Origin of the sequence: Streptomyces finlayi (assembly GCF_014216315.1) — a bacterium.
Taxonomy (GTDB): Bacteria; Actinomycetota; Actinomycetes; order Streptomycetales; family Streptomycetaceae; genus Streptomyces; species Streptomyces finlayi_A.
Genome location: NZ_CP045702.1, coordinates 6240206 through 6258020 on the forward strand (window position 1 = coordinate 6240206; position 17815 = coordinate 6258020).

Here is a 17815-nt window from a genome sequence, read left to right on the forward strand (position 1 = left end):
CGGCACCGCAGCAGCGCACGTAGGCAACGACGCATCGTCGAGGGGACAGGGCAATGACGGCCGAGCTGGTCCGGGGGCAGAACCACACCTTGCCCCAGACCCGTCTGGAGATCCGGGTATCGGCGGGCTCACCCGTCGTGGCCGGTGCCACTCTCGGCGACGAACAGGGCACGGTGCACGGCATCGAGTGGATCGCCCACCCCGGGTCGCCCCAGCTGCCCGGCCTCGAAGTGTCCAAGCAGGCCGCCGCCGATCACCGGCTCGCCGTCGACCTCGACGCACTGCCCGGCTCGGTGCACCGCGTCACCGTGCTGCTGGCCCTGCCCGTCGGCGTGGGCGGCCCGGTGAGATTCGGTGCGGTCGCCGCACCCTTCGTCGCCGTCACCGGTCTCGACGGCACCGAGATCGCGACGTTCACCCTCACCGGCCTGGACGCCGAATCCGCCGTCACCGCCCTTGAGCTCTACCGCCGCCAGGGCATCTGGAAGGTCCGCGCCGTCGGCCAGGGGTACGCGGACGGGCTGGCCGAGATGCTCGCCGACCAAGGGGTCGCCCAGGCGGCGGAGCTGGCCGCTTCGATACAGGAGGCGGTCGCCCGGGGCCTGGCCCGCTCGGTGGCCCCGCCGCCGCCCCGTACGCCCGACGGTGACCGTGTGCGCCAGGGAGCGGGCCCCGCACCGTCCTCGGGGGGCCAGCCCCCGCCCGTGCCCGCCGCTCCCGCCACCCCGGAGCCGCTGCCGGGCCCCATCAGCTACGCACATCCCCGCCGGGCCACCGCACCTCCGCCGCCCCCGCCCGCCGCACCGTCCGCGCCGCCCGGATCCCCGGCCGCGCCGGTCGCGGGCGATGCCACCGGCTGGTCCATGGACGAGCGCCTCTACAACCAGATCTGGGGCATGTTCGAGGACCTGGCCCGTGCCACGGCGGCGTATCGCAGCGCGGTCGACTTCGCCGAGTCCCGCATGGACCAAGAGCTCGACCGCGCCCTTTCCGACCCGCGCAACCGGATCGGCGGAGCGGGCGACCGGGCCCGCGAAGCCGCCCGCTCCAAGCGTGACGAACTGACGGACCGGGCACGGGAGGCCCTCGACCGGGATCTCACCCAGCTCGCCGCCGAGGCCGCCGTCGTCGAACCCGCGCTCCCCGCCGCCTACGCGGGCTGGGCCAACCCCGTCTGGCATGCCTACCGGGTCCCGATGGAGATGCCGATGGCCCTGCGCATCGGCGACCTCCACCTGCCCGAGGCAGCCGAACTGCGCATCCCCCTGCTCGTACGGCTGCCCCTGGAGCGCGGCATCTGGGTCGACAGCGGCCGTACGGCTTCCGAAGCGGCCACGCTCCTGGACTCGGACCAGCTGCGCCGTCTCGCCATGGAGACAGCCGTCATGCACGCCGCCCGCCTGCTCGCCGTCCATCCCCCCGGTGAGTTCGCCGTGCACGTCATCGACGCGGCGGGCTCCGGCGCCGGGCCACTGGCGCCCCTGGTGCGGGCCGGTGTCCTCACCGGGCCGCCGGCGGCCGGGGCCGGGGGAGTCGCCTCTGTCCTCGCCCACCTCACACGGCGCGTCGATCTCGTACAGATGGCCATCCGGGCCGGTGCGGCCGACTCGCTCCCGCCGGACCTGGACACCGGGGAGCAGCTGCTGATCGTCAACGACTTCCCGCACGGCTTCGACGACCGGGCCGTCACCCAGCTGCGCTACCTCGCGGACGAGGGCCCCTCGGTGGGCGTCCATCTGCTGATGGTTGCCGACCGGGGGGACGCCGCCGCGTACGGCCCGGTGCTCGACCCGCTGTGGCGTTCGCTGCTGCGGATCACCCCCGTCGCCGACGACCATCTCGCCGACCCCTGGGTCGGTCACGCGTGGACGTACGAACCCATGACACTGCCGGCGGGCAGCAGGGTGCTGGAGCAGGTGCTCGCCAGGGTGGCCGAGGCGCGCCGCGCCGGCGGCCGCTGAGCCGCGAGGGGCCCCGGAAGCACCTCTCTCCATCGCCCCTGACCTGGCTCTTTAGGGACGCCCTTACCCTTTTCTTTACCTTCTCTTGGGGTTTCCTGTACTGTCCATGGGACGGAGGGGAGTACTCCCATACGCGACGTTCCCGTCAGTACGGACTGTGACCGGTCCCGGGGCGTCGACCGGCCGCGCATCCCGCGCGTTCGGTGGAAGAGACCTCCGGCAGCGACGACGCTGATCAGTAGCCGTAGCGAACTGCCGGAGGCGCAGTGGACGTTTCATGGACCCTTTGGGCACTGACCATCTTTGGTCTGAGTGCTTTGATCGCCGTCGACTTCTTCATCGGGCGCAAGCCCCATGACGTGTCGACCAAGGAAGCCGGAATCTGGACGATCGTCTGGATCGTGCTGGCCGCCCTCTTCGGGTTCGGCCTGCTGGCGTTCGGCGAGAGCCAGGCGTCGGGTGAGTTCTTCGCCGGATTCATCACCGAGAAGTCGTTGAGTGTCGACAACCTCTTCGTCTTCGTCCTGATCATGGCGAAGTTCTCGGTGCCCTCGCACCTCCAGCAGCGCGTGCTGCTCATCGGTGTACTGATCGCCCTGGTCCTGCGAGCGATCTTCATCGCCGCCGGTGCCGCGGTCATCGAGAACTTCTCGTGGGTCTTCTACATCTTCGGCGCGTTCCTCATCTACACCGCCTGGAAGCTCATCCAGGAGGCGCGGGCCGACGAGGAGGACGAGGAGTTCGAGGAGAACCGGCTGCTCAAGTCCGTCGAGCGACGCTTCGGCGTGGCCGACAGCTACCACGGCACCAAGCTCTTCATCCAGAAGAACGGCAAGCGCATCCTGACCCCGCTGATGGTGGTCATGCTCGCCATCGGCACCACGGACGTGCTGTTCGCGCTGGACTCCATCCCCGCGATCTTCGGCCTGACCCAGGACCCGTACATCGTCTTCACCGCCAACGCCTTCGCCCTGATGGGTCTGCGTCAGCTGTACTTCCTCATCGGCGGTCTGCTGAAGAAGCTGGTCCACCTCAGCTACGGCCTGTCGGTGATCCTCGGGTTCATCGGCGTCAAGCTGGTGCTGCACGCGCTCCACGAGTCCGGGGTGCACGTCCCCGAGATCTCCATCCCGTTCTCGCTGACCTTCATCTGCGGCGTCCTGGTGGTCACCACGATCACCAGCCTGATCGCCAACAAGAAGCAGGCGGCGGCCGAGGCGGCCGGGGTTGCGCCCAGGACGGCCGGTCCGGCCGACGAGGAGAGCAAGAGCATCGACGCCTGAACGGGGTTACCCCCACGGCGTGGAAGAAGCGGGACACACAAGTAGCAGGACAACCGGCACCGGCCGGGGTGGGCGGATCCTTCCGCCCACCCCGGCCGGTGTGGTGTTCAACGACCGGGAACGCTCACCAGCCGCGCTCGCGCCACTCCGGCAGATGCGGCCGCTCGTCCCCCAGCGTCGTGTCGTGCCCGTGCCCCGGGTAGACCCAGGTCTCGTCGGGCAGCGGCGCGAAGAGCTTCGTCTCCACGTCGTGGAGGAGGCTCGCGAAGGCCTCGGGGTCCTTGTTCGTGTTGCCGACGCCGCCGGGGAAAAGGCAGTCCCCGGTGAAGAGGTGCGGGGCCCCGTGCGGGTCGTCGTAGACCAGGGCGATGGAGCCCGGAGTGTGGCCGGCGAGGTGGCGGGCGGTCAGCGTGACCCGGCCGACCAGGATCGTGTCGTTGTCCTCGACGAGCACATCGGTCGGGACCGGGATGCCCTCGGCGTCGTACCGCCCCGCGTACGTACGCGCTCCGGTGGCCGCCACGACCTCGGCCAGCGCCTGCCAGTGGTCCCCGTGCCGGTGCGTGGTGACGACGGACACGATGCCGTCGTCACCGATCAGCCGCAGCAGGATCCCGGCCTCGGCGGGCGCGTCGATCAGGAGCTGCTCGCCGGTGGCCCGGCAGCGCAGCAGATAGGCGTTGTTGTTCATCGGCCCGACCGCGACCTTGGTGATCATCAAATCGGTCAACTCGTGCACTTCCGCAGGTCCGCCGACCCTGACTGCTCCGCTGTACGTCATACCACCCAGCCTATAGCGGGGGCAGTACGGGGAGGGGGCCTCCTTCCGTGGTCAGTGCGGACCCGTCGCGACGCCCCGAGAGCCAGCCCAGGAGCTCGGGGGCAGTCCCCCGGACCGTGACGGGGCCGCCGTCGGCGCCGCCGCCCGTGGTCCACGTCTGTCCGTCGGCGACCACCGTCGTCGCGACGACGGTGGGGTGCCCGGTGAAGCGCTTCGCCAGGAAGTCGTTCTCCCGGGTCACGAAGTCCTCCGGAAGGTCCTCCAGCTCGCAACCGATCCCCAGGTCGACGTGGTGCAGCTCGACCTCGATCAGACGGCGGAAGGGGAGGCGTGAGGCCGTGTCCGTCACGCCGTTGCGCAGAGTCACGGTGCGGGCCCAGTCGGCGATGCCGGCCGCGGCCTGCAGGAAGCCGGCCGCGCTCTCGCGGAGGTCGCGCAGCTGCTCGTCGAGCGGCCGGGCGGCATCGCGGGCGATGTCCTGGTCCCGGGTTTCGCTGCTCGCGTACATCGGGCGCCCCTGGAGAACATTTACGAGCGCATCCGCGTTACGTGAGAGGTGGGCCAGTACATGGCCCCGGCTCCAGCCCGGCAGCCGTGACGGCTCGGCGAGTGAAATGTTGTCCAGTTTGCCCGTTGCGTTGAGCAGTCGATCGGTTGCCTCGCGTACAGCGCCCAGGTCGCGCACATGATCAATCATGAGGTCGAGCCTAGCCCCGCCACTCAATCGGGTGAAGGAGTCCGGGCTCGGCCGTAAATCGAATGTGCGTGCTATACGCTCGGAGTCGAAAGCCTTCTACATCGCTGTGGCGCCCCCCATACCCTGGGACAGGGGCTCAGTTCCCCCGCTTCTCTCAAGAAAGGTGCGGACCGGCGTGGCCGACCGTCTCATCGTCCGTGGCGCGCGCGAGCACAACCTCAAGAACGTCTCGCTCGACCTCCCCCGCGATTCCCTCATCGTCTTCACCGGGCTCTCCGGGTCGGGCAAGTCGTCCCTCGCGTTCGACACGATCTTCGCCGAGGGCCAGCGACGCTACGTGGAGTCGCTCTCCTCGTACGCCCGGCAGTTCCTCGGCCAGATGGACAAGCCGGACGTCGACTTCATCGAGGGCCTCTCGCCAGCGGTTTCCATCGACCAGAAGTCGACCTCGCGCAACCCGCGCTCGACGGTCGGCACCATCACCGAGGTCTACGACTACCTCCGGCTGCTGTTCGCGCGGATCGGCAAGCCGCACTGCCCGGAGTGCCGGCGGTCCATCTCGCGCCAGTCGCCGCAGGCCATCGTCGACAAGGTGCTGGGCCTGCCCGAGGGCAGTCGCTTCCAGGTGCTGTCGCCGCTGGTGCGCGAGCGGAAGGGCGAGTTCGTCGACCTCTTCTCCGATCTGCAGACCAAGGGCTACAGCCGGGCCAGGGTCGACGGGGAGACCATCCAGCTCTCCGAGCCTCCCACGCTGAAGAAGCAGGAGAAGCACACCATCGAGGTGGTCATCGACCGACTCACGGTCAAGGACAGCGCCAAGCGCCGTCTGACCGACTCGGTGGAGACCGCGCTCGGCCTCTCCGGCGGCATGGTCGTGCTCGACTTCGTCGACCTCCCCGAGGACGACCCCGAGCGCGAGCGGATGTACTCCGAGCACCTCTACTGCCCCTACGACGACCTCTCCTTCGAGGAGCTGGAGCCCCGCTCCTTCTCCTTCAACTCGCCCTTCGGCGCCTGCCCCGACTGCACGGGCATCGGCACGCGCATGGAGGTCGACCCGGAGCTGATCGTCCCGGACGAGGACAAGTCCCTCGACGAGGGCGCGATCCACCCCTGGTCGCACGGGCACACCAAGGAGTACTTCGGGCGGCAGATCGGCGCACTCGCCGAAGCCCTCGGATTCCGTACGGACATGCCCTGGGCGGGACTGCCCCAGCGCGCCAGGAAGGCCCTGCTCCACGGCCACAAGATCCAGACGGAGGTGCGCTACCGCAACCGGTACGGACGCGAGCGCGCATACACCACCCCGTCCTTCGAGGGCGCGGTGCAGTTCGTGAAGCGCCGTCACTCCGAGGCCGAGAGCGACTCCAGCAGGGAGCGCTTCGAGGGCTACATGCGGGAGGTGCCCTGCCCGACCTGTGAGGGCACCCGCCTCAAGCCGCTCGTTCTCGCGGTGACGGTGATGGAGAAGTCCATCGCCGAGGTCGCCGCGATGTCGATCAGCGAGTGCGCCGACTTCCTCGGGAGACTCAAGCTGAACGCCCGCGACAAGAGGATCGCCGAACGGGTGCTCAAGGAGGTCAACGAGCGGCTGAAGTTCCTCGTGGACGTCGGCCTGGACTACCTCTCGCTGAACCGCGCAGCGGGCACCCTGTCCGGCGGCGAGGCCCAGCGCATCCGGCTGGCCACCCAGATCGGCTCCGGCCTGGTGGGCGTCCTGTATGTGCTGGACGAGCCGTCCATCGGACTGCACCAGCGGGACAACCACCGCCTGATCGAGACACTCGTCAGGCTCCGGGACATGGGCAACACGCTCATCGTCGTAGAGCACGACGAGGACACCATCAAGGTCGCCGACTGGGTCGTCGACATCGGCCCCGGCGCCGGTGAGCACGGCGGCAAGGTGGTCCACTCCGGCTCACTCAAGGACCTGCTGGCCAACAAGGAGTCGATCACCGGCCAGTATCTGGCCGGCAAGCGCGCCATCCCGATGCCCGACATCCGGCGCCCGGTCGACCCGGCGCGGCAGCTCACGGTGCACGGCGCCCGGGAGAACAACCTCCAGGACATCGACGTCTCCTTCCCCCTCGGTGTGCTCACCGCGGTCACCGGTGTCTCAGGGTCGGGTAAGTCGACCCTGGTCAACGACATCCTCTACACCCACCTGGCCCGCGAGCTGAACGGGGCCAAGTCGGTGCCCGGCCGGCACACCCGTGTCGAGGGCGACGACCTCGTCGACAAGGTGGTGCACGTCGACCAGTCGCCGATCGGCCGTACGCCGCGGTCCAACCCGGCCACGTACACCGGAGTCTTCGACCATGTCCGCCGGCTCTTCGCCGAGACGATGGAGGCGAAGGTGCGCGGCTATCTGCCGGGCCGCTTCTCCTTCAACGTCAAGGGCGGCCGCTGCGAGAACTGCTCCGGTGACGGCACGATCAAGATCGAGATGAACTTCCTGCCGGACGTGTACGTCCCGTGCGAGGTCTGCCACGGAGCGCGCTACAACCGGGAGACCCTGGAAGTCCACTACAAGGGCAAGTCCATCGCCGAGGTGCTGGACATGCCGATCGAGGAGGGGCTCGCCTTCTTCGAGGCCGTCCCGACGATCGCCCGCCATCTGCGCACGCTCAACGAGGTCGGCCTCGGGTACGTCAGGCTCGGGCAGTCCGCGCCGACGCTCTCCGGCGGTGAGGCGCAGCGTGTGAAGCTGGCGAGCGAGCTTCAGAAGCGCTCCACCGGCCGCACGGTCTACGTCCTGGACGAGCCGACCACCGGTCTGCACTTCGAGGACATCAGCAAGCTGATCACCGTGCTCTCGGGGCTGGTCGACAAGGGCAACACGGTGATCGTCATCGAGCACAACCTCGATGTCGTCAAGACCGCGGACTGGGTCGTCGACATGGGCCCCGAAGGGGGCAACGGAGGCGGTCTGGTCGTCGCCGAGGGCACGCCCGAACAGATCGCCTCGGTGCCCGCCAGCCACACCGGGAAGTTCCTCCAGGGCATCCTGGGGGCGGACCGGATCAGCGAGGCCGCGATGCCGACCGCCCGCAAGGCGGGCAGGAAGCCGGCTGCCAAGCAGGCGGTGGCGGCCAAGTCGGCTCCCGCCCGTAAGACGGCCAGGGCGGTGGCGCAGCCTGCCGCGAAGAAGGCGGTGGCCAGGAAGGCGGCCGCGAAGAAGCCCGCCGCGAAGAAGACGGCCCGCGGCCCGAAGGCGTGAGCACGGGCGAGGTGGCGGTCCTGTGCCCCGGGGCCGCCACCTCGTCGTCGGGCCCTGTCCCTCCCGCCCCTGTCCCTCCCGCCCCTGCCCCTGCCCCTGCCCCTGCCCCTGCCCCTGCCCCGGCCCCTGCCCCGGCACCCGCACCCGCCCCGGCACCTCCCGCCACCTGCCCCGGCACCCGCACCCGCCCCGGCACCTCCCGCCACCTGCCGGTACCGGCCCGGCCGAAGGGACGCCGGTCTCCGCCGGTATCGTCGGTTCTGTCGCCGCCGCCTGCGGACCCCGGCCCCCGGGTGCCCCTGGCGGCTCTGCCCCCTCACCCCGTGGAGCCCGCATGTCCGGCCTGCCCGCCGCCCGCCGTACCGTGCTGAAGGGCGCCGCTCTCGCCGGTGCCGCAGGGCTGGGTGTGGCCGCCTGCTCGACCGAGTCGAAGCTGGGCCACGCGAAGGAGCCCACGCCGACCGCCCCCGTCGCGCTCGGCGTGGCGGACGAGGTTCCGGTCGGCGGTGCCAAGCTCTACCGGGAACAGCGGCTCGTCGTGAGCTGCCCCGCGAAGGGCGAGTACAAGGCGTTCAGCGCCCAGTGCACCCACGGGGGCTGCGTCCTGGACAAGGTCGAGGGCACCGAGGGCCACTGCCCCTGCCACGGCAGCCGCTTCGACATCACGACCGGCAAGGTGCTGCGGGGCCCGGCCACCGTGCCGCTGCCCTCCGTACCGGTCACGGCCGAGGGCGGCCGGCTCGTCGCGGGCCCCGACGCCTGACGGGCGGGCAGGCAGACTCCCGAGCCCGCCCCGGGCACTGGCCCGGCCGACTTCGCCGGTCGCCGGTGAATCCGCGCTGTCACTGCCCACAAGTAGGGTGTGAGACATGGCAGACCCCTCCAGTTACCGCCCCAAGCCGGGACAGATCCCCGACTCCCCGGGGGTCTACAAATTCCGCGACGAGCACCGCAGGGTGATCTACGTCGGGAAGGCCAAGAACCTGCGCCAGCGTGTGGCCAACTACTTCCAGGACCTGGCCGGTCTCCATCCGCGCACGCGCACGATGGTCACCACGGCCGCCTCCGTGGAATGGACCGTCGTCTCCACGGAGGTCGAGGCGCTCCAGCTGGAGTACTCCTGGATCAAGAGGTTCGACCCCCGGTTCAACGTCAAGTACCGCGACGACAAGAGCTATCCGTATCTCGCGGTCACCCTCAACGAGGACTTTCCCCGCGTCCAGGTGATGCGAGGGGCCAAGAAGAAGGGCGTGCGCTACTTCGGACCGTACGGGCACGCGTGGGCGATCCGCGAGACCGTCGACCTGATGCTCCGCGTGTTCCCCGTGCGTACATGCTCCGCAGGCGTCTTCAAGAACGCCGAGCGGACCGGCCGCCCCTGCCTCCTCGGGTACATCGGCAAGTGCTCCGCGCCCTGCGTCGGCCGGGTCACCCCCGACGAACACCGTGAACTCGCCGAGGATTTCTGCGACTTCATGGCAGGCCGGACCGGTACGTACATCCGCCGCCTGGAGAAGGACATGATGCGGGCGGCCGAGGAGATGGAGTACGAGCGGGCCGGCCGGCTCCGCGACGACGCGGAGGCCCTCAGACGGGCCATGGAGAAGAGCGCGGTCGTCCTCGCCGACGCCACCGACGCCGATCTGATCGCCGTCGCCGAGGACGAACTCGAAGCGGCCGTCCAGATCTTCCACGTCCGGGGTGGCAGGGTCCGGGGCCAGCGCGGCTGGGTCACCGACAAGGTCGAGGCGGTCGACACCGCGGGCCTCGTCGAGCACGCGCTCCAGCAGTTGTACGGGGAGGAGACGGGCGACTCCGTGCCCAAGGAGGTCCTGGTTCCCGCCCTGCCCGAGGACGCGGAGGCGGTCGCCCAGTGGCTCGCCGGGCGCCGGGGCTCGCAGGTCAGCCTGCGCATTCCGCAGCGGGGCGACAAGAAGGACCTGATGGCCACGGTCCAGCGCAACGCCCTGCAGGCCCTCGGGCTGCACAAGACCAAGCGCGCCTCCGACCTGACCACCCGCTCCCGCGCCCTGGAGGAGATCTCCGAGGCGCTCGGCCTCGACACGGCCCCGCTGCGCATCGAGTGCTACGACATCTCGCATCTCCAGGGCGACGACGTGGTGGCGTCCATGGTGGTCTTCGAGGACGGTCTCGCACGCAAGAGCGAATACCGGCGTTTCCAGATCAAGGGCTTCGAGGGCCAGGACGACGTGCGGTCGATGCACGAGGTGATCGGCCGCCGCTTCAAGCGGTATCTCCAGGACAAGGAGCGCACGGGCGAGGGGGAGGAGACCTCCCGCACGGGCGAGGGGGAGGTCTCCTCCGCGCGGGCGGACGCGGGCCCCGCCCCGACAGGCCCCGTACCCCCGCCCATGGACGTCGCGCCCATGGACGCCGTGCCCGCCGGGGACGGCACCGCGGCCGAGCCCCGGGAGGACGACGGCCGGCCCAGGCGGTTCGCGTACCCGCCGCAGCTCGTCGTCGTCGACGGCGGACAGCCGCAGGTGGCAGCCGCGAAGCGCGCCCTGGACGAGCTGGGCATCGACGACATCGCCGTCTGCGGCCTCGCCAAGCGCCTCGAAGAGGTCTGGCTGCCCGATGACGACGACCCGGTCGTCATGCCACGGTCCAGCGAAGGCCTCTACCTCCTCCAGCGAATCCGTGACGAGGCCCACCGCTTCGCCATCACGTACCAGCGCGCCAAACGCGCCAAGCGCCTCCGCAGCAGCCCACTGGACGACGTCTCGGGTCTCGGTGAGACCCGGAAGCAGGCTCTGATCAAGCATTTCGGCTCCGTGAAGAAGCTCCGGCAGGCGACAATCGACGAGATCTGCGAGGTCCCGGGGATAGGGCGCAGGACGGCGGAATCAGTGGCCGCCGCTCTCGCCTCGACCACCCCGGGCGCGCCCGCCGTGAACACGGCCACAGGAGAGATCATTGAAGAGGACGACGGGGGCACGTCATGACTGAGCACGAGAACGAACGCGCACACGGAACCGAACCCGGGCAGCACAGCACCGACCGAGCAGACGGAGCAGCAGACGTGAGTACGGGCACCACGAGTGAGACGGATGAGGTCACCGCGCCGGCCATCCCCGAACTGGTGATCATCTCCGGCATGTCCGGCGCCGGGCGCAGCACCGCCGCCAAGTGTCTGGAGGACCTCGGCTGGTTCGTCGTCGACAACCTCCCGCCCGCGCTGATCCCCACGATGGTGGAGCTCGGCGCCCGGTCCCAGGGCAACGTGGCCCGCATCGCCGTCGTCGTCGACGTCCGGGGCCGCCGTTTCTTCGACAACCTCCGGGAGTCCCTCGCGGACCTGGAGGCCAAGCACGTCACCCGCCGGATCGTGTTCCTGGAGTCCTCGGACGACGCCCTCGTGCGCCGCTTCGAGTCGGTCCGCCGCCCACACCCCCTCCAGGGCGACGGCCGGATCGTCGACGGCATCGAGGCCGAGCGCGACCTGCTGCGCGAGCTGCGTGGCGACGCCGACCTGGTGATCGACACCTCCAGCCTCAACGTGCACGAGCTGCGCGCCAAGATGGACGCGCAGTTCGCCGGTGACGAGAAGCCCGAGCTGCGGGCCACGGTGATGTCGTTCGGCTACAAGTACGGCCTGCCGGTCGACGCCGACCTGGTGGTGGACTGCCGCTTCCTGCCGAACCCGCACTGGGTGCCGGAGCTGCGGCCGTTCACCGGGCTCAACGAGGAGGTGTCCGCCTACGTCTTCGACCAGCCGGGCGCCAAGGAGTTCCTCAACCAGTACACGGAACTGCTCCAGCTCATCGCCACCGGGTACCGCCGCGAAGGCAAGCGCTATGTGACCGTCGCCGTCGGGTGTACGGGCGGCAAGCACCGCTCCGTGGCGATGTCCGAGAAGCTGGCCGCCCGGCTGGCCACGGAGGGCATCGAGACCGTCCTCGTCCACAGGGACATGGGGCGCGAGTGACCAACCGCAATCTGCGTCTGCGGCGGTTGAGCAGAGCGACATCCGCGCTGTCCGGACGCAAGCGCGGCGCCCAGCCCAAGGTCGTCGCCCTTGGCGGCGGCATGGGGCTGTCCGCCTCGCTCACGGCCCTGCGCCGGATCACGGGCGACCTCACGGCCGTGGTCACCGTCGCCGACGACGGGGGCTCCAGCGGCCGGCTCCGCGAGGAGCTGGGCGTGCTGCCCCCGGGTGACCTCCGCAAGGCGCTGGCCGCGCTCTGCGGGGACGACGAATGGGGCCAGACGTGGGCCCAGGTCATCCAGCACCGCTTCGAGTCCAAGGGCGATCTGCACGGGCACGCGGTCGGCAACCTGCTGATCGTCGCCCTCTGGGAGCAGCTGGGTGACCATGTGCAGGCGCTCGACCTCGTCGGCAAGCTCCTCGGTGCCCACGGCCGGGTGCTGCCGATGTCCGCCGTACCCCTGGAGCTCCAGGCTCTCGTAAGGGGACACGACCCGGAGCGCGCCGACGACATGGTCACCGTGCGCGGGCAGGCGACGGTGGCGCTCACCCCGGGCGAGGTGCAGTCCGTGCACGTCGTCCCCGCCGACCCGCCCGCCGTCCCCGAAGCGGTCGCCGCCGTCCTCGACGCGGACTGGGTGGTGCTCGGTCCGGGGTCCTGGTTCTCCTCGGTGATTCCGCACCTTCTCGTCCCGGAACTGCACGACGCACTGGTCGCCACGAAGGCCCGGAAGGTCCTTTCGCTGAACCTCGCGCCGCAACCCGGTGAAACAGATGGCTTCTCACCGCAGCGTCATTTGGAGGTTTTGGGACGACACGCCCCTAAACTCGCCTTGGACGTGGTGTTGGCCGACGAGGCCGCCGTGCCCGACCGTGAGGCCCTCGCCGACGCCGCAGAACGGCTCGGTGCCGCGGTCGAGCTGGCGCCGGTGGCTTCACCCGATGGCGTTCCGATTCATGATCCGGAGCTGTTGGCCGCCGCGTACGACCGTATTTTTCGGATGCATGGAAGGATCGGCCCATGGCGATGACGCCAGCGGTGAAGAACGAAATCTCTCATCTTCCCGTCACCCGGACCTGCTGCAGGAAAGCGGAGGTCTCGGCGATTCTTCGGTTCGCGGGCGGGCTGCACCTGGTGAGCGGCCGGATTGTGATCGAGGCGGAGCTGGACACCGGTAACGCGGCCCGCCGCCTCAAGCGCGACATCCTGGAGATCTTCGGGCACAGCTCGGAGCTGATCGTGATGGCCCCCGGCGGACTGCGGCGCGGCTCACGCTATGTCGTACGGGTGGTGGCGGGTGGCGACCAGCTGGCCCGCCAGACCGGACTGGTGGACGGCCGCGGCCGTCCCATCCGCGGGCTGCCCCCGCAGGTGGTCTCGGGGGCCACCTGCGATGCCGAGGCGGCCTGGCGCGGGGCCTTCCTGGCGCACGGTTCGCTCACCGAGCCGGGCCGTTCCTCCTCGCTGGAGGTGACGTGCCCGGGTCCCGAGGCGGCGCTCGCCCTGGTCGGCGCGGCCCGCAGGCTCTCCATCGCGGCGAAGGCCCGTGAGGTGCGCGGCGTGGACCGTGTCGTGGTCCGTGACGGCGACGCCATCGGTGCGCTGCTCACCCGCCTGGGGGCGCACGACGCGGTGCTGGCCTGGGAGGAGCGCCGGATGCGGCGCGAGGTCCGTGCCACGGCGAACCGCCTCGCCAATTTCGACGACGCCAACCTGCGCCGCTCGGCGAGGGCGGCGGTTGCCGCAGGCGCCCGCGTGGGGCGCGCGCTGGAGATCCTTGGCGAAGAGGTCCCCGAGCACCTCGCGGCGGCCGGACGGCTGCGTATGGAGCACAAGCAGGCGTCCCTGGAGGAGCTGGGCGCGCTGGCCGAGCCACCGCTGACCAAGGACGCGGTCGCCGGCCGTATCCGCCGCCTGCTGGCCATGGCCGACAAGCGGGCCCAGGACCTGGGTATCCCGGGGACGGAGTCCACCCTGAGCGAGGAACTGGCCGACGGCCTGGTCGGCTGACCTTCCCGGACACCTCGCCCGGACACCTCGCCCGGACTTCCGGTCCGGACATGCCGCTGCCGGCGCACCCGTGAGGGTGCGCCGGCAGCGGCATGTCCGGACCGTCCGAATACCCCACAGGCACGGCCCCGCGCAAGCACATCGCACCGGAAAGAGGCGCAGAACACAGGGGTGTTGACCCTCCGTAGCGGGCGCGGCCGACCGCCCCGGCGGTCCGGCGGGGGGCCGTCGGCCGTGGCGCGACCCGGGAGCGGAGGCGGCAACTCCTACTCGGGAGTAGGGCTTCCCGGCCCCGTCCGGCCGCTCTCGATGTCACTTCCCGGTCCCCGGAGGGGTAGGGTCGGAGGCGGTCGGGGACATCCCTATACAACTCGCCGGCGTCGAAAACCGGCGTACCTAACGAGGAGATCGGTTCGTGACGATCCGCGTAGGCATCAACGGCTTTGGCCGCATCGGACGTAACTACTTCCGCGCGCTGCTGGAGCAGGGTGCGGACATCGAGATCGTGGCTGTCAACGACCTGGGTGACACTGCGACCACGGCCCACCTGCTGAAGTACGACACCATTCTGGGTCGTCTCAAGGCAGAGGTGAGCCACACCGCCGACACCATCACCGTCGACGGTCACACCATCAAGGTGCTCTCCGAGCGCAACCCCGCCGACCTGCCCTGGGGCGAGCTGGGCGTCGACATCGTGATCGAGTCGACCGGCATCTTCACCAAGAAGGCCGACGCCGAGAAGCACATCGCCGGTGGCGCCAAGAAGGTCCTCATCTCGGCTCCGGCCAAGGGCGAGGACATCACGATCGTGATGGGCGTCAACCAGGACAAGTACGACGCGGCCAACCACCACGTCATCTCCAACGCCTCCTGCACCACCAACTGCGTGGCGCCTATGGCCAAGGTTCTCGACGAGAACTTCGGCATCGTCAAGGGCCTGATGACGACGGTCCACGCGTACACGAACGACCAGCGGATCCTGGACTTCCCGCACTCGGACCTGCGTCGCGCGCGCGCCGCCGCCGAGAACATCATCCCGACCACGACCGGTGCCGCCAAGGCCACCGCTCTGGTCCTGCCGCAGCTCAAGGGCAAGCTCGACGGCATCGCGATGCGCGTCCCGGTCCCGACCGGTTCGGCCACCGACCTGGTCGTCGAGCTGACCCGCGAGGTCACCAAGGACGAGGTCAACGCCGCGTTCAAGAAGGCGACCGACGACGGCGACCTCAAGGGGTTCCTCGCGTACACCGAGGACCCGATCGTATCCTCGGACATCGTCGGTGACCCGGCGTCCTGCACCTTCGACTCGTCCATGACGATGGTTCAGGAAGGCAAGACGGTGAAGATCCTCGGCTGGTACGACAACGAGTGGGGTTACTCCAACCGTCTCGTCGACCTGACCGTCTTCGTCGGCGGCCAGCTCTGATCTTCGGAGCGGCAGGCAACTCGATGTGAGCATGGGGCTCGGACGGCGCAACGCAGCGCCGTTCGAGCCCCGTCGCATGCTCTCTCGCCCTTCCAAGGAGTACCGGAACAGATGAAGACGATCGACGAACTTCTCACCGAAGGGGTCGCGGGCAAGCGGGTATTCGTCCGCGCCGACCTCAACGTGCCGCTCGACGGCACCACGATCACGGACGACGGCCGCATCCGCGCCGTCGCGCCCACGATCGCCAAACTCGCCGCAGCCGGCGCGCGGGTCATCGTCGCCTCGCACCTCGGCCGCCCCAAGGGCGCGCCCGACCCGGCGTTCTCGCTGGCGCCCGCCGCCGCGCGCCTCGGTGAGCTGCTCGGCACCGAGGTCGCCTTCGCGACCGACACGGTCGGCGACTCCGCCCGCGCCACGGTCGCCGCCCTCACCGACGGCCACGTGGCCGTCATCGAGAACCTCCGCTTCAACGCCGGTGAGACGTCGAAGGACGACGCCGAGCGTGGCGCCTTCGCCGACCAGTTGGCGGAACTCGCCGATCTGTACGTCGGTGACGGCTTCGGTGCCGTGCACCGCAAGCACGCCTCGGTCTTCGACCTCCCGGCCCGGCTGCCGCACGCGGCGGGCGACCTGATCGCCACCGAGGTCGGCGTCCTGAAGAAGCTCACCGAGGATGTCGAGCGCCCGTACGCCGTCGTGCTCGGCGGCTCCAAGGTCTCCGACAAGCTCGGCGTCATCGACCACCTCCTGGAGCGGGCCGACCGCATCCTCATCGGCGGCGGAATGGCGTACACCTTCCTCAAGGCCCAGGGCCACGAGGTCGGCAGCTCGCTCCTGCAGGAGGACCAGATCCCGGCGGTGCTGAAGTACCTGAAGCGGGCCGAGGAGAAGGGCGTGGAGTTCGTCCTCCCCGTCGACGTCGTCGTCTCCGAGCGCTTCCCGGACCTGAAGAGCAAGGGCCCGAGCCATCCCGTCACCGTTGCCGCCGACGCCATCCCGGCCGGTTCGATGGGCCTGGACAACGGCCCGGAGACCAACGCGCTGTACGCCGCGAAGCTCGCCGACGCGGCCACGGTCTTCTGGAACGGTCCCATGGGTGTCTTCGAACACCCCGACTACGCCGAGGGCACCAGAGCGGTCGCCCAGGCCCTCGTCGACTCCCCGGCCTTCAGCGTCGTCGGCGGCGGAGACAGTGCCGCCGCCGTGCGCATCCTGGGCTTCGACGAGAATGCATTCGGCCATATCTCGACCGGTGGCGGCGCCAGCCTCGAATACCTCGAAGGCAAGACGCTTCCCGGCCTCGCCGCACTGGAGGACTGACACTCAATGACTACCCGTACCCCGCTGATGGCGGGCAACTGGAAGATGAACCTCAACCACCTCGAGGCCATCGCCCACACCCAGAAGCTCGCTTTCGCCCTGGCCGACAAGGACTACGACGCCGTGGAGGTCGCCGTCCTGCCGCCCTTCACCGACCTGCGCTCCGTGCAGACACTGGTGGACGGCGACAAGCTGAAGATCAAGTTCGGTGCCCAGGACATCTCGGCGCACGAATCCGGTGCGTACACCGGTGAGATCTCCGGCGCCATGCTCGCCAAGCTGAAGTGCACGTACGTGGCCGTCGGCCACAGCGAGCGCCGCCAGTACCACGGTGAGGACGACGCGATCTGCAACGCCAAGGTGAAGGCCGCGTACAAGCACGGCCTGACCCCGATCCTCTGCGTCGGCGAGGGCCTGGACATCCGCAAGGCCGGTGACCAGGTCTCCTACACCCTCGCGCAGCTGGACGGCGCCCTCAAGGACATCCCGGCCGAGCAGGCCGAGTCCATCGTGATCGCGTACGAGCCCGTCTGGGCCATCGGGACGGGCGAGGTCGCCACCCCCGAGGACGCCCAGGAGGTGTGCGGAGCGATCCGTGGCCGCCTCGCCGAGCTGTACTCGCAGGAGCTGGCCGACGCCGTCCGTATCCAGTACGGCGGCTCCGTGAAGTCCGGCAACGTGGCGGCCATCATGGCGCAGCCCGACGTCGACGGCGCACTGGTCGGAGGCGCGGCGCTGGACGCCGAGGAGTTCGTCAAGATCGTCCGCTTCCGCGACCAGTGAGTATGCGGTAGCGCCGATCCGTCGTACCCTAGCGGGGGCCGAGGGGGTACCCCTCCGGCCCCCGTTGTCCGTATGCGCAGTCCAAGGGAATTCCGGAAAGTAGGGACCAGCCGTGATTATGGGGTTCTCGATCGCCCTGATCGTCTTCAGCCTGCTGCTGATGCTGCTGGTGCTGATGCACAAGGGAAAGGGCGGCGGCCTCTCCGACATGTTCGGTGGCGGAATGCAGTCGTCCGTCGGCGGCTCCTCGGTCGCCGAGCGCAACCTCGACCGCATCACCGTGGTGGTCGGTCTCGTGTGGTTCGCATGCATTGTCGTACTTGGTCTGCTGATGAAGCTGGACAACTGACCCGGCGTCCGCGATTCCCGGTGAGGGTGTAA

14 protein-coding genes are annotated in these 17815 nt (G+C 69.7%); 12 read left to right on the forward strand and 2 right to left on the reverse strand.

What is annotated here, in order from left to right; all coding sequences use genetic code 11:
* The first annotated feature begins 53 nt into the window (after window positions 1–53).
* The gene (locus F0344_RS28520) at window positions 54–1961 is read left to right on the forward strand and encodes a TerD family protein (protein ID WP_185301494.1); all 1908 of its coding nucleotides are present in this window, start codon (window positions 54–56) and stop codon (window positions 1959–1961) included.
* A gap of 266 nt (window positions 1962–2227) precedes the next feature.
* Window positions 2228–3244 carry a TerC family protein gene (locus tag F0344_RS28525; protein WP_185301495.1) on the forward strand — a complete coding sequence of 339 codons (1017 nt, stop codon included), beginning with the start codon at window positions 2228–2230 and terminating at the stop codon, window positions 3242–3244.
* Window positions 3245–3368: 124 nt separating this feature from the next.
* On the opposite strand, the gene F0344_RS28530 is transcribed toward F0344_RS28525, so the two are convergent.
* On the reverse strand, window positions 3369–4025 hold the full coding sequence (locus tag F0344_RS28530) for an MBL fold metallo-hydrolase (protein ID WP_185301496.1): 657 nt from the start codon (window positions 4023–4025) through the stop codon (window positions 3369–3371).
* A 10-nt stretch (window positions 4026–4035) separates the two neighbouring features.
* Entirely contained in the window at window positions 4036–4722 is a 687-nt protein-coding gene (locus F0344_RS28535; protein WP_185301497.1) for a maleylpyruvate isomerase family mycothiol-dependent enzyme, read from the reverse strand.
* Window positions 4723–4897: 175 nt separating this feature from the next.
* Between F0344_RS28535 and uvrA the strand changes: the two genes are divergently transcribed.
* From uvrA to secG, 10 genes are all read left to right on the forward strand, one after another.
* The gene (uvrA, locus tag F0344_RS28540) at window positions 4898–7942 is read left to right on the forward strand and encodes an excinuclease ABC subunit UvrA (protein ID WP_185301498.1); all 3045 of its coding nucleotides are present in this window, start codon (window positions 4898–4900) and stop codon (window positions 7940–7942) included.
* Window positions 7943–8276: 334 nt separating this feature from the next.
* Window positions 8277–8705, forward strand: a complete 429-nt coding sequence (locus tag F0344_RS28545; protein ID WP_185301499.1) for a Rieske (2Fe-2S) protein — start codon at window positions 8277–8279, stop codon at window positions 8703–8705.
* A gap of 106 nt (window positions 8706–8811) precedes the next feature.
* Window positions 8812–10908 (forward strand): excinuclease ABC subunit UvrC, encoded by a 2097-nt coding sequence (uvrC, locus tag F0344_RS28550; protein ID WP_185301500.1) that lies wholly within the window; start codon window positions 8812–8814, stop codon window positions 10906–10908.
* Window positions 10905–11891: an RNase adapter RapZ gene (gene rapZ, locus F0344_RS28555; protein WP_185301501.1), complete on the forward strand. Its 987-nt coding sequence runs from the start codon at window positions 10905–10907 to the stop codon at window positions 11889–11891. The genes uvrC and rapZ overlap by 4 nt, the downstream gene beginning before the upstream one ends.
* Window positions 11888–12922: a gluconeogenesis factor YvcK family protein gene (locus F0344_RS28560; protein WP_185301502.1), complete on the forward strand. Its 1035-nt coding sequence runs from the start codon at window positions 11888–11890 to the stop codon at window positions 12920–12922. Before rapZ ends, F0344_RS28560 begins: the two co-directional genes overlap by 4 nt.
* Complete coding sequence (gene whiA / locus F0344_RS28565; RefSeq protein WP_185301503.1) at window positions 12913–13902, forward strand: DNA-binding protein WhiA; 990 nt, start codon at window positions 12913–12915, stop codon at window positions 13900–13902. The genes F0344_RS28560 and whiA overlap by 10 nt, the downstream gene beginning before the upstream one ends.
* A gap of 415 nt (window positions 13903–14317) precedes the next feature.
* Window positions 14318–15328 (forward strand): type I glyceraldehyde-3-phosphate dehydrogenase, encoded by a 1011-nt coding sequence (gap, locus tag F0344_RS28570; protein WP_185301504.1) that lies wholly within the window; start codon window positions 14318–14320, stop codon window positions 15326–15328.
* A 111-nt stretch (window positions 15329–15439) separates the two neighbouring features.
* Window positions 15440–16651, forward strand: a complete 1212-nt coding sequence (locus tag F0344_RS28575; RefSeq protein WP_185301505.1) for a phosphoglycerate kinase — start codon at window positions 15440–15442, stop codon at window positions 16649–16651.
* 6 nt (window positions 16652–16657) lie between these two features.
* Window positions 16658–17434, forward strand: coding sequence for a triose-phosphate isomerase (gene tpiA, locus F0344_RS28580; protein ID WP_185301506.1), 777 nt, complete (start codon window positions 16658–16660; stop codon window positions 17432–17434).
* A 118-nt stretch (window positions 17435–17552) separates the two neighbouring features.
* Window positions 17553–17783 (forward strand): preprotein translocase subunit SecG, encoded by a 231-nt coding sequence (gene secG, locus F0344_RS28585; protein WP_173317614.1) that lies wholly within the window; start codon window positions 17553–17555, stop codon window positions 17781–17783.
* The last annotated feature ends 32 nt before the right edge of the window (window positions 17784–17815 follow it).

What these genes read in the sequence shown, in the direction of transcription:
- F0344_RS28520 (WP_185301494.1), top strand. Translation starts at nt 54, where the DNA reads ATGACGGCCGAGCTGGTCCGGGGGCAGAACCACACCTTGCCCCAGACC.
- F0344_RS28535 (WP_185301497.1), bottom strand. Translation starts at nt 4,722, where the DNA reads ATGATTGATCATGTGCGCGACCTGGGCGCTGTACGCGAGGCAACCGAT.
- tpiA (WP_185301506.1), top strand. Translation starts at nt 16,658, where the DNA reads ATGACTACCCGTACCCCGCTGATGGCGGGCAACTGGAAGATGAACCTC.
- uvrC (WP_185301500.1), top strand. Translation starts at nt 8,812, where the DNA reads ATGGCAGACCCCTCCAGTTACCGCCCCAAGCCGGGACAGATCCCCGAC.
- F0344_RS28575 (WP_185301505.1), top strand. Translation starts at nt 15,440, where the DNA reads ATGAAGACGATCGACGAACTTCTCACCGAAGGGGTCGCGGGCAAGCGG.
- F0344_RS28545 (WP_185301499.1), top strand. Translation starts at nt 8,277, where the DNA reads ATGTCCGGCCTGCCCGCCGCCCGCCGTACCGTGCTGAAGGGCGCCGCT.
- secG (WP_173317614.1), top strand. Translation starts at nt 17,553, where the DNA reads ATGGGGTTCTCGATCGCCCTGATCGTCTTCAGCCTGCTGCTGATGCTG.
- F0344_RS28530 (WP_185301496.1), bottom strand. Translation starts at nt 4,025, where the DNA reads ATGACGTACAGCGGAGCAGTCAGGGTCGGCGGACCTGCGGAAGTGCAC.
- rapZ (WP_185301501.1), top strand. Translation starts at nt 10,905, where the DNA reads ATGACTGAGCACGAGAACGAACGCGCACACGGAACCGAACCCGGGCAG.
- whiA (WP_185301503.1), top strand. Translation starts at nt 12,913, where the DNA reads ATGGCGATGACGCCAGCGGTGAAGAACGAAATCTCTCATCTTCCCGTC.